Below are 13,426 nucleotides of genomic sequence, written 5' to 3'. Positions count from 1 at the left end.
GCTGGCTCGACCCCAGCCACGGCGGACTCAACCTCGGCTTCCCCCAGAACAACTAAGGAACCTCTCCCATGACCGCACACCTCTCACTCCCCCGATTCGCCAGGATCGGGGCCGGAGCAGTCGACGAGATCGGCTCGGTTGTCGACGAACTGGGCTTGCAGAGACCGGTTCTCGTCACCGACTCCTATCTGACCGGCACCGGCGCGGCCGACCGGATCATGAGCCTCCTCAGGTCCGCGGGCAAGGAGCCGGCACTGTTCTCCGGCACCGTGCCCGACCCCACCACCGATTCTCTGGAGGAAGGGCTGAGGATCGTCGCCGAGCACAACGCGGATTCGGTGATCGGGTTCGGCGGCGGTAGTCCGATGGACACCGCGAAGGCACTGGCCGTGCTGTCCGCGAACGGCGGCGAGATGCGGTCGTACAAGGCACCCCACGTGTACACCGGGAAGGCGCTGCCGATCATCGCGGTACCGACCACCGCCGGAAGCGGCTCGGAGGCGACGCAATTCACCGTCATCAGCGACAGCGCTTCCGACGAGAAGATGCTGTGCCCGGGACTCTCCTTCCTGCCGATCGCCGCGATCGTGGATTTCGAACTCACGATGTCGATGCCGCCGCGGTTGACCGCCGACACCGGAATCGATGCGCTCACCCACGCCATCGAGGCGTACGTCAGCAAGAAGGCCCAGCCGTTCACCGACGGACTCGCGCTCTCCGCGATCCGCACGATTGGTAAGCACATCGGCACGGCGTACGCGGACGGTGAAGACCGCACCGCGAGGGAAGCGATGATGGTCGCGTCCATGCAGGCCGGTATGGCGTTCTCCAACTCGAGCGTGGCGCTGGTGCACGGGATGAGCAGGCCGATCGGTGCGCATTTCCATGTCGCACACGGACTGTCGAATGCCATGCTACTTCCCGCGATCACGGCGTTCTCCGTGAACGGAGCGGAGAGCCGCTACGCCGACTGCGCGCGTGCATTCGGCGCTGCACCGGAATCGGCAGGCGATTCCGTCGCCGCGCAGTTCCTCGTCGAAACCCTGAGCACGCTGTGTCACGACCTGAAGGTTCCGACGCCGCTCGCCTACGGGATCGACCGCGACGCCTGGGACGGCCTCATTCCGTTGATGGCAGAGCAGGCGCTGGCGTCCGGATCGCCCGGCAACAATCCGGTCGTGCCCACCGCCGGCCAGATCGAGACGCTGTATTCGGAGGTCTTCAGCCAGCGCTAGAATTCGACGGTACCCCTGAGGTACCGCCGGTAAGCCCCGGACAGGTGGACGCGGTCGCCGCGCACCTCGCAGTGCACCGTTCCTCCCCGCGCCGACAGTTGTCGTCCGACAAGGTTGTCTAGGCCCAGGACGTCAGCCCAGTACGGCGCGATCTGCGAGTGCGCGGACCCCGTCACCGGGTCCTCCTGAACGCCGGCCGCGGCGCCGAACCAACGCGATACGAAGTCGAGCCCCTCGACGTCGGACGCTGCGGTGACGACAATTCCCCGCACCTTCAGCGGGCTGATCACGGCGAAGTCGGGTGCCATCGACGCGATGTCGTGTTCGGATTCCGCGACGAACACGAGGTCGGTGGCCTTCAGGCACTCCCGCACCGGAATCCCGAGTGCGGCGACGATCCGGGGATCGGCCGCGGTCGGTGCCGGCGGCTCCGCCGGGAAATCCATCACCAGCGTCGCGTCCGGTCCACGGTCGACGTGCAGCCAGCCGCTACGCGTCCAGAATTGGATGCGGTCGGCGTCCGGGTGCACGTCCTCGAAGATCTGTGCGGCGGTGGCGAGGGTGGCATGGCCGCACAGGTCCACCTCGACGGCAGGGGTGAACCACCGCAGGTGATACGCCGGGTGTTCCGGGTCGTGGGGCCCCGCGTCCACGGGAAGCTGAGCGGTGTAGAACGCCGTCTCGGACAGGTTGTTCTCTTCGGCGAGTTGCTGAAGCACCGAATCGTCCAGCCAGTCGGCGGTCAGCGGCATGACCGCCGCCGGGTTGCCCTCGAAGGGCCCGGCGGCGAATGCGTCGATCTGATAGATGTCCAGCTTCATAGCGTCCGATGGTGGTGGACGGTCCGGCGCCCGTCGAGGGCCATCTCGCACACGGTGGACCGGTCCCGACGTCACGCCCGCGCGAAGCTCATCGTCTCGCCTTCGACGCCGCGCATCCACAGGTCGTTGCACGCGGCCGCCAATTCCGGCAGCCCCTCCTCGATGGCGGCGAACACGTTGCCCGGCACCCAGCCGACGTCGCCGTTGAGCAGGAGGTTGTTGCGGCCGTAGAAGATCGCGAGGTCGGTGGCGCCCTGCGCGGCGTGCGCCTCCGAGCCCGGCTCGTACCCGTAGGCGGAGTTGCCGATCTCCCAGGGCTCGAAGTCGAACAGGCACACGTCACCGGGAATCGGTGTGACGGTGGGATTTTCCCGCCGCGGTGCCGCGGTGATCCGCGGGATCAGCGTGTACACCTCGTTGCGCGCGTACTTGGCGTGGTACGCGTCGCCGCTCTGCGGAAGCACGTTCCACACCGCGTCGCACGTGAGTGGTGCATCCTCGTCGAGAAGCCGGGCACGGCAGGTCACGCCGCGCTTGTCCAGGCTGATGGTGATGTAGCGAGCCACAGGTCCTCCTTCGGAGCCCGTGAGTACTTGTTAACCGCGGGCGGTTAACAAGTACTCACGGGTGCTTGTCACACTTCGTCGAGTACTTCGGACCAGATCTTCAGGGCGTCCTCGATCTGTTCCGCCGTCACGATGAGCGGTGGAATCATCCGTACCACGTTCATGTAGGCGCCGCAGGTCAGGAGCAGCAGCCCCTTCTTCGCGGCCAGCTGCTGCGCCGCAGCCGCTTTCGCACGGTCCGCACTGCCGTCGGCGGCCGTGAACTCGCTACCCACGAGCAGTCCGAGACCACGGACGTCACCGATCCCGTCGATGGCGCGGGCGCGCGCACCGTCGAGCAACTGGACGCCCCGCGCGGCGGCGTTGGCCACGAGATCTTCCTTCTCGATCACCTCGAGCGTCGCGACCGCGGCCGCGCAGGACACGGCGTTGCCGCCGTACGTTCCACCCTGCGACCCCGGCCAGCCCTTGGCCATGAGCTCCTCGGACGCCGCGATGCCCGACAACGGGAAACCACTGGCCAGACCCTTGGCGATGGTGATGATGTCGGGCCGGACGTCGAAATGCTGGTGCCCGAAGAACTTGCCGGTGCGACCGAAACCGGTCTGGATCTCGTCGATGACGAGCAGGATGCCGTACCGGTCGGCGCGCTCGCGGAGCCCCTGAAAGAACGCGGTGTTGCCGGGCACGTATCCGCCCTCGCCGAGAACGGGCTCGACGACGAACGCCGCCGTCTCGTTCGGCGCGGTGAGCGTCGCGAAGATGTAGTCGAGTTCCTTCAGCGCGAACGCGGTCGCCTCCTCCTCGGTCCAGCCGTAGCGGTAGGCGTTGGGGAACGGTGCCACGTGCACCCCGCCCATCAGCGGGCTGAAGCCGGCCGAGAACCGGGTGCCGGACGTGGTCATCGTCGCCGTCGCGACCGTGCGTCCGTGGAATCCGCCGTGGAAGACGATCACGTTGGGGCGGCCGGTCGCCTGCCGCGACAGTCGCAGCGACGCCTCGACGGCCTCACTCCCCGAGTTCGCGAAGAACAGCGAGTCGAGCCACGGGGGCAGCACCGATCCCAGTCGATCGACCAGTTCGAGCATCGGCTGGTGCATGACCGTCGTGTACTGGCCGTGGATCAGGGAGCCGACCTGCCTGCGCGCGGCTTCCACGACGTGCGGGTGGCAGTGCCCGGTGCTGGTGACGCCGATGCCCGCGGTGAAGTCGAGATAGCGCCTGCCGTCGGTGCCGTAGAGGTAGCACCCTTCACCGTGATCGACCGTCACGGGTGTGGCCTGTGCGAGCAGTGGAGATAGCCGAGTCACGAGAACCCTCCCACGCGTAGATGCCGGCGAATGTCGGCAAGTGCATTGTCAGATTGTTGACAATCTGTATAACATGGGGAGCGTCCCTTCGGCAATGGAGAATGGGGAAAAATCATGCTCGAGGAAGCAGCAATCGCATCGGTGCAGACCGGCCTGTTCATCGGCGGCAAGTGGCGCGACAGCGCCCGCACCATGCCGGTCCACGACCCGTCCAACGGACAGATCCTGTGCACGGTCGCCGACGCCGACGCCGCGGAGGCCCGCGAGGCGCTCGACGCGGCGGTGGCGGCGCAACCGTCGTGGGCGGCCACGACACCCCGCGAACGCAGCACCATCCTCATGAACGCACACCGACTCCTGCTCGAGAACGTCGACCGGCTGGCGCTGGTCATGACGCTCGAGATGGGCAAGCCACTCACCGAGGCGCGGGGTGAAATCGCCTACGCCGCGGAGTTCTTCCGCTGGTTCGCGGAGGAGGCCGTCCGCATCGACGGCGGCTACATGACGGCGCCCGGCGGCGGGTCGCGGTTCCTCGTGACCCGTCAGCCCGTGGGGACGAGCCTGCTCATCACCCCGTGGAACTTCCCGATGGCGATGGGTACCCGGAAGATCGGGCCCGCGATCGCCGCCGGGTGCACGTCCGTCATCAAGCCGGCGGCCCAGACGCCGCTGTCGATTCTGGCGCTCGCCGATATCCTCACCGAGGCCGGGCTGCCGGACGGCGTCGTCAACGTCGTCACCACGTCCAGCCCCGACGAGGTCATCACTCCCCTCATCCTCGACGGCAGGGCCCGCAAGCTGTCGTTCACCGGTTCGACCAAGGTCGGGAAGCATCTGCTCGAACTGTGCGCGCGCACGGTGATGCGCACATCCATGGAATTGGGCGGCAACGCGCCGTTCCTCGTCTTCGACGACGCGAATCTCGACGACGCCGTCGACGGGGCCATGGCGGCGAAGATGCGCAACATCGGCCAGGCCTGCACGGCTGCCAACCGGATTCTCGTGCACAGTTCGGTCGCCGAGGAATTCACGCGCAAACTCACGCAGCGGATGGAGGCCCTGCCCGTCGGGCGCGGCACGGAGGACGGCGTCGTGGTCGGACCGCTGATCGACGAGGCGGCCGTCGCGAAGGTGAGCAGTCTCGTCGCGGACGCGGTCGACCGCGGCGCCTCGGTGCTCACCGGCGGCGAGGCACTCGACCGCCCGGGCAACTTCTACCCGGCGACGGTCCTGACGGGTGTGCCCGACGACGCCGAGATGTGCCACAACGAGATCTTCGGCCCGGTGGCCGCGATCAGCACGTTCGAGACCGAGGCCGAGGCCGTCGAGCGGGCCAACGACACCCCGTACGGGCTGGTGGCCTACGTGTACACCGAGAGCCTCAAGCGCGGCATCCGCGTGTGCGAGGCGCTGGAGTCGGGCATGGTCGGCCTCAACCAGGGTGTGGTGTCGAATCCGGCCGCGCCGTTCGGCGGCGTGAAGGAATCCGGGCTCGGGCGCGAAGGCGGAACCACCGGCATCGACGAATTCCTCGAGACCAAGTACATCGGTGTCGCCGTCTAGGAGCTAGAGCCAGGTGTCTTCCGACGACGTCGTGAGGAACGCCTCGAGGTCGTCGCGCCACGGCGCAGGCACCGTCTTGTCCGGTTCGATGCCGGTGTACTGCCCGCGGTAGAACAGCAGCGGTCGCTCCTCCCTGATCTCGCTCAGGGAGGAGACCCGGCCGAACGCGACCCAGTGGTCGCCGCCGTCGTGCACGCTCTCGAGCGAGCAGTCGATGTGGGCCAGCGAACCGGTGAGGATCGGCGAGCCCAGCGGCGACTCCGTCCAGTCGATCCCGGCGAACTTGTCCGGGTCGCGGGAACCGAAGCGGGCGCACGTCGACTGTTGTTCTTCGGCGAGCACGTTGACGCAGAAGATGCCGCTGCGCTCGATCGCCGCCCACGACCGCGACGTCTTGGTCGGGCAGAACAGCACGAGCGGGGGTTCGAGCGACAGCGCGGCGAACGACTGGCATGCGAACCCCACCGGCACGCCGTCGTCGATCGTCGTGATGATGGTGACGCCGGTGCAGAACTGGCCGAGCACCGTCCGGAACCGTCGCGGATCGATCGCCTCGGCCGCGACGGCCCCGTCCCCGGTCACCTCGCTCACGGCTGCATCCCGACGCTGAAGTCGTGACCCCACAGGCTGACGGCCGTGCTCTCCCTCGCGATCCAGCTCTCGTCCTCCACCTGACGTCCCTCGCAACCGAATTCGATGTCGAAGCCGCCGGGGGTCTTCATGTAGAACGACAGCATCAGGTCGTTGACGTGGCGGCCGAGCGTGGCCGACATCTTGACCTTCTTGCGGAGCGCGCGGTCGAGGCACAATCCGACGTCGTCGGAGTTCTCGACCTCGATCATCAGGTGCACGATGCCGCTCGGCGTCGGCATCGGCAGGAACGCGAGACTGTGATGCCGCGGGTTGCAGCCGAAGAACCGCAACCACGCCGGCTTGCCGTCCGCGGGCCGCCCGACCATTTGCGGGGGCAACCGCATCGAATCGCGCAGGCGGAAACCGAGGACGTCGCGGTAGAAGCGCAGCGACGCCTCGTCGTCCGTGGTCGAGAGGACGACGTGCCCGAGGCCCTGCTCACCCGTGACGAACTTGTGCCCGTACGGGCTGACCACGCGCCGGTGCTCCAGGGCCGCACCGTGAAACGCCTCGAGAGTGTTGCCCGACGGGTCCTCGAACGTGATCAGCTCGTCGACCCTGCGGTCCTGCAACTGCTCGGCCGTCCCTTCCTTGAACGCGACGCCGGCCGCCGACAGGTTGTCCCGGACCTCCTGCAACTCCGCGGCATTGGCCGTCTCCCAGCCCGACACCGACAGCCGGTCCTGTTCCCCGGGGAAGATCACGAGGCGAGCCGGGAAGTCGTCCATTCGCAGATACAGGGCGTCCGGGTCGGAGCCCTTGCCCTCGACCATGCCGAGCACCTTGAGACCGTATTCGCGCCACGCGGCCATGTCGGTGGCCTCGATGCGCATGTATGCCAGTGAACGAATACTCATCACTTACCCCCGTCCAGAAGGAAATCGGTGGCCAGGCGGTTGAACTCGTCGAACTTCTCCAGCTGCGCCCAGTGTCCGCACCCGCCGAAGACGTGCAACTGCGCCCGCGGAATCATCTTCAGCGCCACCAGCGCACCGTCGAGCGGGTTGACCCGGTCTTCGCGACCCCAGATCAGCAGCACCCGCTGGCGCAGCTTGTACGCGTCGCGCCACAGCATTCCCAGCTCGAAGTCGGCCGAGGAGAACGACTTTCCCATCGCCTTGGCGGCCGCGAGCGACTCGGGTGTGCTCGCGGCGGCGAAACGTTCGTCGATCAGTTCGTCGGTGATCAACTTCTGGTCGAACACCATGATGCGCAGGAACGCCTCGAGGTTCTCCCGGGTGGGCTGGTAGCCGAATTTGCCGAGGTTCTTGACGCCCTCGGTCGGGTCCGGGGCGAACAGGTTGACGCTCAGCCCGCCCGGGCCCATGAGCACCAGCCGGCCCGCGCGGTCGGGGTAGTCCAGCGCAAAACGCACCGCGGCACCGCCACCGAGCGAGTTGCCGAGCAGGTGGACACGTCCGCCGACGCCGAGGGTGTCGAGCAGGTCCTTCAACGCGGACGCGCTGTGCACGAAGTACTGCGGGTGCTCGGTCGGCTTGTCCGACAACCCGTATCCCGGCTGATCGACGGCGAGCACGTGGAACTTCTCGGCGAGAACCGGGATGTTCCTGGCGAAGTTCGACCACGACGAAGCGCCCGGTCCGCCGCCGTGCAGCAGCACGATCGTGGTGTCGTTGCCGACCCCGGCCTCGTGGTAGTGCAACTTCAGGTCGGGCCGGACCTGCGCGAACTTCGAGGTGGACTCGAACGTGAGGGCCTCTTCGGTAGTCGTCACGTGTTCTCCTAGACCATCGTGTCGGTGATGGGCAGACCAAATTCGCCTGTGCCGTACATGACGTAGGCGCGCTCGGGATCGTTGGCCGCGTGGACGCGTCCGGCGTGCGCGTCCCGCCAGAAACGCTGCAGCGGCGTGCCATTGGCCAGCGCGGTGGCCCCCGAGCTCTCGAACAGTTTGTCGATGGACGAAATGGCGCGGCCCGTGGCGCGCACCTGGTCGCGGCGAGCCCGCAGCCGCAGCTCGAACGGGACTTCCTCACCGGCGACGAGCAGTGCGTATTCGTCGGCGACGTTCCCGGACAGCTGGCGCCAGGCGGCGTCGATGTCACTCGAGGCCTCGGCGATGCGAACCTTGGCGAACGGGTCGTCCTTCGCCTTCTCGCCGGCGAACGCCGCGCGGACGCGCTTGCCCTGATGTTCGACGTGCGCGTCGTAGGCGCCGTAGGCCATCCCGACGATCGGCGCGGAGATGGTGGTGGGATGAATTGTCCCCCAGGGCATCTTGTAGACGGGTGCGGTGTTGCGCTCGAGCCCGGGTGCGGTGAGGTTGCTCATCGCCTTGAAGCTGAGGACGCGGTGCGTCGGGACGAACACGTCCTCGACCACCACGGTGTTGCTGCCGGTTCCGCGGAGTCCCACGACATTCCACACGTCGTCGATCCGGTAGTCCTCACGCGGGATCAGGAAGCTGACGAAGTCGACGGGGCGGCCGTCCTTGATGACGGGCCCGCCGAGCACCGCCCAGCTGGCGTGCTCACAGCCGGAAGACCAGGCCCAGGCGCCGTTGACCGTGTATCCGCCGTCGACGACCTGCCCGGCGCCCATCGGCGCGTACGACGACGAGATCCGGACGTCGGTGTCGTTGCCCCACACGTCTTCCTGAGCCTGCTGCGAGAACAGGGCGAGGTGCCAGTTGTGCACACCGATGATCGACGAGACCCAGCCGGTGGAACCGCAGGCGCTCGCGATCTTCCGCACCGCGGAGTAGAACAACACCGGATCCGCCTGGTAACCACCCCACTGTTCGGGCTGGAGCAACCGGAAGAATCCGGTCTCCTGGAGCGCCTTCATGGAATCGTCGGGGATACGACGTAGATCCTCGGTCTCCTGCGCACGCTCTCGCAGCGTCGGCAGTAGTGCGTCGACCCGCTGCATCACCTCGTGACTGTCATGGTCACCCACAGGACGCTCCTGTCTCGTTCGATGGTTCACTTATCCTCTGAGACTAGAACACGTTCCCATTTATGTCGAGATACCGGCAAAGGCGCTGTTTGACGGCCCGGGTCTGGAAGAAAGCCTCCGAAAATCTGGCGGATCCTGTCGAAGTTCTATAACGTGTTCTACTAACAGCATGAAGGGATGTGAGGGCACAATGGCGCAGATTCGCGAGATCGATGTGGGCACGGTCCAGACCCGCTTCGCGCGTGGTTGGCACTGCCTCGGTTTGACCAAGACGTTCAAGGACGGCAAACCGCATTCGATCGAGGCATTCGGCACCAAACTCGTCGTCTTCGCCGACAGCAAGGGCGAACTGAAGGTTCTGGACGCGTATTGCCGGCACATGGGCGGCGACCTGTCTCAGGGCACGGTCAAAGGCGATTCCGTGGCCTGCCCGTTCCACGACTGGCGCTGGGGCGGCAACGGCAAGTGCACCAGCATTCCCTACGCACGCCGGGTTCCCCCGATCGCCCGCACCCGGGCATGGCTCACCCTCGAGCAGAACGGTCAGCTGTTCGTCTGGAACGACCCGGAGGGCAATCCCCCGCCGGAGAACGTGACCATCCCCCGCATCGAAGGCGCCTACAGCGACGAGTGGACCGATTGGACCTGGAACTCGATGCTGATCGAAGGGTCCAACTGCCGCGAGATCATCGACAACGTCGTCGACATGGCGCACTTCTTTTACATCCACTACGCGTTCCCGACGTACTTCAAGAACGTCTTCGAAGGCCACATCGCAACGCAGTACCTCAACACGAAGGGTCGCCCCGACGTCGGGATGGCGACGCAGTACGGCATGGAATCGCTGCTGCGCTCCGAGGCCGCGTACTACGGGCCGTCCTACATGATCAATCCGCTGTGGAACAGCTACGGCGGGTACGAGGTCGAGAGCGTCCTCATCAACTGCCACTATCCGGTGACGAACAATTCGTTCATGCTCCAGTACGGCGTGACCGTCAAGAAGCCGACCGGCATCGACGACGAAACAGCCGACAAGCTGGCCGCAAAGTTCACCGAGGGCATCGCCGAGGGCTTCCTGCAGGACGTCGAGATCTGGAAGAACAAGACCAAGATCGACAACCCCCTGCTCTGCGACGAGGATGGTCCGGTCTACCAGCTGCGACGCTGGTACGACCAGTTCTACGTCGACGTCGCCGACGTCACCGACAAGATGACGCAGCGTTTCGAGTTCGAAGTCGACACCACCAAGGCCAACGAGGCCTGGCAACACGAGGTCGAGGAGAACCTGGCCCGTCAGAAGGCCGAACGCGAGGCCGGTGAGCGGTCCGAGAACACGACCGCGGGGCGGTCCGAGAGCAAGGAAGCGCAGGTCTGATCATGAGTGCCTCGATCGAATGGGCCAAAGCTCCCGACTTCGCCGGGCAGCCTGCTCGGCTCGAGGCCATTCATGCGCAGACGTTGGCCGACAAGGCCAATTACCTCGACGACGGCATGAACGAAGTCGAGTGCCGTACGTGCGGAACCTGTGTGCTGGTGCGCAAGAACAGCCTCAAGCACACGAGCGTCCAGTGGACGGACGACCCTGCGAAGACGTGCCCGACGTTCCGGGACGCCGTCGGCGAGGGACAGTCCACCGCGCTCCGCGAGGGGTGCCCGCGACTGTGGGACAGCATCAACCACGCGGTGATGGAGGGGTTCATCGACGTGCGAGATCGCGTCGAATAGTCGTCGGTACCACTGCGGCGGATGCGTCGCCCGATGTGACATTCGTGCAGTCAGGCTGCACGAATGTCACATTGGGCGCTTAGGCTGGATGTGCCGTCGGATTCGGCGGTTCCAGCCGAACCGGAGGCGTGCCATGACAGGCCGAATCGTGCACTTCGAGATCCCCTTCGACGACGGTGACCGCGCACGAGCGTTCTATCGGGACGCATTCGGGTGGGCCATCGCCGAGATCCCCGACATGGACTACAGCATGGTCACCACCGGACCTGTCGGTGAGAGCGGCATGCCCGACGAACCCGGTTACATCAACGGCGGCATGATGCAGCGCGGGGAGGTAACCACTCCCGTGGTCACCGTCGACGTCGAGAGCATCGAATCCGCCCTCGAAAGGATCGAATCCCTCGGTGGCAAGACCGTCACCGGCCGGACCCCCGTCGGGAACATGGGATTCGCCGCGTACTTCACCGACTCCGAGGGCAACGTCGTCGGGCTGTGGGAGACCGCCCGCTGACCTGTGAGTACTTATCAACCGCCCGACGTTAAGAAGTACTCACGGGCGGCGCAGCCGCAGCCCGCTCGCGCTGCAGTTCGAGCGCGATGTCGATGAGCTGGTCTTCCTGGCCGCCGACGAGCTTGCGCTTGCCGGCGCGGACGAGGAGTTCGGCGGACGAGACGCCGTACCGCTCGGCCTGACGTTCCGCGTGCTTGAGGAAGCTCGAGTAGACGCCGGCGTACCCCATCATCAGCGCCTGGCGGTCGAGGAGGCATTCGGCGGGCATCGCCGGACGCACCACGTCCTCGGCGGCGTCGGCGATCGCGAAGAAGTCGATCCCCGTCTTGACGCCGATCTTGTCGCACACGCCGACGAACGCCTCGACCGGCGCGTTACCGGCGCCGGCGCCGAATCGTCGTGTGCTGCCGTCGATCTGCTTTGCACCTGCCCGCACGGCGGCGATCGAGTTGGCCACACCGAGTCCGAGGTTCTCGTGACCGTGGAAACCCACCTGTGCGTCCGAGCCGAGTTCCTGCACCAGCGCCTCGACGCGGTCCGACACCTGCTCGAGCACGAGCGCGCCTGCGGAGTCGACGACGTACACGCACTGGCAGCCCGCGTCGGCCATGATGCGGGCCTGCTTGGCGAGCTTCTCCGGTGCGATCGAGTGCGCCATCATCAGGAAGCCGACGGTCTCGAGACCGCGGTCGCGAGCCAGCCCGAAGTGCTGGATGGACACGTCCGCCTCGGTGCAGTGCGTCGCGATGCGGCAGATCGAGGCGCCGTTGTCCTGGGCGACGATGATGTCGTCCTTGATGCCGAGCCCCGGCAGCATGAGGAAGGCGATCTTCGCGTTCTTCGCCGTGTCGACGGCGATCGAGATGAGTTCCTGCTCCGGGACCTTGGAGAACCCGTAGTTGAACGAGGACCCACCCAGTCCGTCGCCGTGCGTCACCTCGATGACCGGGACCCCGGCGTTGTCGAGCGCACCGACGATGGCCCGGACCTCCTCACCGGTGAACTGGTGCCGCTTGTGGTGCGAACCGTCCCGCAGGGAGGTGTCGGTGACGCGGATGTCCCAGCTGCTGCTCATATTTCCCGTCGCTCCGCTCGCCCCGTCGAAATGAACCATTGTGCTCATGCCTCCACACTCAGGAGCTTCTGGGCGATCTCCTCGCCCACCTTGGTTGCCGCTGCGGTCATGATGTCGAGGTTGCCCGCGTACGGGGGCAGGAAGTCGCCTGCGCCCTCGACCTCGACGAACGTGGTGACCGTCGCCTGCCCGCCGGACACGACGCTCGGGTCGTCGAATTGCGGTTCGTTGAGCAGCCGGTAGCCGGGGACGTACTGCTGGATGTCCGCGACTACGCGGTGGATGGAGTCGGTGATGGCGGCGCGGTCGGCGTCCTCGGGGATCGCGCAGAAGATCGTGTCGCGCATGATCATCGGCGGGTCGGCCGGGTTGAGGATGATGATGGCCTTGCCGCGCTGCGCTCCGCCGATGGTCTCGATGCCGCGGCTGGTGGTCTTGGTGAACTCGTCGATGTTGGCGCGGGTGCCCGGGCCCGCGGAGACGGACGCCACCGACGCGACGATCTCGGCGTACGGCACGTCGACGACGCGGGAGACGGCGTACACGATCGGGATCGTGGCCTGCCCTCCGCACGTGATCATGTTGACGTTGGGGGCGCCGAGGTGTTCGCGCAGGTTCGCCGGTGGGACCACGGCGGGTCCTACGGCGGCGGGTGTCAGGTCGACGGCGCGGATGCCGGCGGCCTCGTACCGCGGTGCTGCCTCCCGATGCACGTACGCGGACGTGGCCTCGAAGACGAGATCGGGTTTCTCCGGCTGGTTCAGCAACCAGTCGACACCCTCGGCAGACGTTTCCAGTCCCAACTTGCGGGCCCGCGCCAGGCCTTCGCTCTCGGGGTCGATCCCGATCATCCACCGGGGTTCGAGCCACTCGGATCGCTGCAGCTTGTAGAGCAGGTCGGTGCTGATGTTGCCCGAACCGACGATCGCCACACTTGCCTTGGTCATGAACAAACTCCTACTTGAACTGCAGGGATACGGAGCCGAGCCCACTGAACTCGGCGCGGAAGTGATCGCCCGGGTGCGCGTCGATGGCGCGGGTGCACGAGCCGGGCAGCACGATGTCGCC

The 13,426-nt window shown here is 66.4% G+C and carries 14 protein-coding genes and 1 pseudogene; 5 read left to right on the top strand and 10 right to left on the bottom strand.

Translation table 11 applies throughout. The annotated features are described in order from the left end of the window. The first annotated feature begins 68 nt into the window (after nt 1–68). Nucleotides 69–1,235 (top strand): iron-containing alcohol dehydrogenase, encoded by a 1,167-nt coding sequence (locus QM693_RS37280; RefSeq protein WP_283354814.1) that lies wholly within the window; start codon nt 69–71, stop codon nt 1,233–1,235. Here QM693_RS37280 and QM693_RS37275 read toward each other — a convergent pair. From QM693_RS37275 to QM693_RS37265, 3 genes are all read right to left on the bottom strand, one after another. Then, on the bottom strand, nt 1,232–2,056 hold the full coding sequence (locus tag QM693_RS37275) for a PhzF family phenazine biosynthesis protein (RefSeq protein ID WP_283354813.1): 825 nt from the start codon (nt 2,054–2,056) through the stop codon (nt 1,232–1,234). The genes QM693_RS37280 and QM693_RS37275 overlap by 4 nt on opposite strands. A gap of 71 nt (nt 2,057–2,127) precedes the next feature. Further along, entirely contained in the window at nt 2,128–2,622 is a 495-nt protein-coding gene (locus tag QM693_RS37270; RefSeq protein WP_009477605.1) for a DUF3830 family protein, read from the bottom strand. A 68-nt stretch (nt 2,623–2,690) separates the two neighbouring features. Then, the gene (locus tag QM693_RS37265; RefSeq protein WP_283354812.1) at nt 2,691–3,932 is read right to left on the bottom strand and encodes an aspartate aminotransferase family protein; all 1,242 of its coding nucleotides are present in this window, start codon (nt 3,930–3,932) and stop codon (nt 2,691–2,693) included. A 114-nt stretch (nt 3,933–4,046) separates the two neighbouring features. Here QM693_RS37265 and QM693_RS37260 point away from each other — a divergent pair, with 114 nt between their 5' ends. Continuing rightward, the gene (locus tag QM693_RS37260; protein ID WP_283354811.1) at nt 4,047–5,495 is read left to right on the top strand and encodes an NAD-dependent succinate-semialdehyde dehydrogenase; all 1,449 of its coding nucleotides are present in this window, start codon (nt 4,047–4,049) and stop codon (nt 5,493–5,495) included. A 3-nt stretch (nt 5,496–5,498) separates the two neighbouring features. On the opposite strand, the gene hsaB is transcribed toward QM693_RS37260, so the two are convergent. The 4 genes from hsaB to hsaA are packed head-to-tail and all read right to left on the bottom strand — an operon-like array spanning nt 5,499 to nt 9,047. Next, the gene (gene hsaB / locus QM693_RS37255; protein WP_005244804.1) at nt 5,499–6,086 is read right to left on the bottom strand and encodes a 3-hydroxy-9,10-secoandrosta-1,3,5(10)-triene-9,17-dione monooxygenase reductase subunit; all 588 of its coding nucleotides are present in this window, start codon (nt 6,084–6,086) and stop codon (nt 5,499–5,501) included. Further along, nucleotides 6,083–6,985 (bottom strand): iron-dependent extradiol dioxygenase HsaC, encoded by a 903-nt coding sequence (gene hsaC / locus QM693_RS37250; RefSeq protein ID WP_005263859.1) that lies wholly within the window; start codon nt 6,983–6,985, stop codon nt 6,083–6,085. The genes hsaB and hsaC overlap by 4 nt, the downstream gene beginning before the upstream one ends. Beyond that, the gene (gene hsaD / locus QM693_RS37245; protein ID WP_283354810.1) at nt 6,985–7,863 is read right to left on the bottom strand and encodes a 4,5:9,10-diseco-3-hydroxy-5,9,17-trioxoandrosta-1(10),2-diene-4-oate hydrolase; all 879 of its coding nucleotides are present in this window, start codon (nt 7,861–7,863) and stop codon (nt 6,985–6,987) included. The genes hsaC and hsaD overlap by 1 nt, the downstream gene beginning before the upstream one ends. Nucleotides 7,864–7,871: 8 nt before the next feature. Further along, nucleotides 7,872–9,047: a 3-hydroxy-9,10-secoandrosta-1,3,5(10)-triene-9,17-dione monooxygenase oxygenase subunit gene (gene hsaA, locus QM693_RS37240; protein WP_283354809.1), complete on the bottom strand. Its 1,176-nt coding sequence runs from the start codon at nt 9,045–9,047 to the stop codon at nt 7,872–7,874. 190 nt (nt 9,048–9,237) lie between these two features. Here hsaA and QM693_RS37235 point away from each other — a divergent pair, with 190 nt between their 5' ends. The 3 genes from QM693_RS37235 to QM693_RS37225 all read left to right on the top strand — a co-directional run bounded on the left by QM693_RS37235 (nt 9,238) and on the right by QM693_RS37225 (nt 11,283). Further along, nucleotides 9,238–10,422 carry a 3-ketosteroid-9-alpha-monooxygenase, oxygenase component gene (locus QM693_RS37235; RefSeq protein ID WP_283354808.1) on the top strand — a complete coding sequence of 395 codons (1,185 nt, stop codon included), beginning with the start codon at nt 9,238–9,240 and terminating at the stop codon, nt 10,420–10,422. Nucleotides 10,423–10,424: 2 nt separating this feature from the next. Continuing rightward, nucleotides 10,425–10,772, top strand: coding sequence for a hypothetical protein (locus QM693_RS37230; RefSeq protein ID WP_037242045.1), 348 nt, complete (start codon nt 10,425–10,427; stop codon nt 10,770–10,772). 133 nt (nt 10,773–10,905) lie between these two features. Further along, nucleotides 10,906–11,283, top strand: a complete 378-nt coding sequence (locus tag QM693_RS37225; protein WP_009477597.1) for a VOC family protein — start codon at nt 10,906–10,908, stop codon at nt 11,281–11,283. Between the two features lie 28 nt (nt 11,284–11,311). Here the strand turns inward: QM693_RS37225 and dmpG are convergent, their stop codons facing one another. The 3 genes and pseudogenes from dmpG to QM693_RS37210 form a co-directional block, all read right to left on the bottom strand. After that, the gene (gene dmpG / locus QM693_RS37220) at nt 11,312–12,358 is read right to left on the bottom strand and encodes a 4-hydroxy-2-oxovalerate aldolase (protein WP_283334966.1); all 1,047 of its coding nucleotides are present in this window, start codon (nt 12,356–12,358) and stop codon (nt 11,312–11,314) included. 44 nt (nt 12,359–12,402) lie between these two features. Then, a complete protein-coding gene (locus QM693_RS37215; RefSeq protein WP_009477595.1) occupies nt 12,403–13,305 on the bottom strand; it encodes an acetaldehyde dehydrogenase (acetylating) in 903 nt (300 codons plus the stop codon). Nucleotides 13,306–13,315: 10 nt separating this feature from the next. Further along, nucleotides 13,316–13,426 (bottom strand): annotated as a pseudogene (locus tag QM693_RS37210) (2-keto-4-pentenoate hydratase); the annotation flags it as partial.

It is taken from the genome of Rhodococcus sp. IEGM 1305, assembly GCF_030058635.1.
Lineage (GTDB): Bacteria > Actinomycetota > Actinomycetes > Mycobacteriales > Mycobacteriaceae > Rhodococcus_F > Rhodococcus_F opacus_D.
Note: the sequence above shows the minus strand (reverse complement) of the source record. Positions and strands in the feature narration are given on the sequence as shown.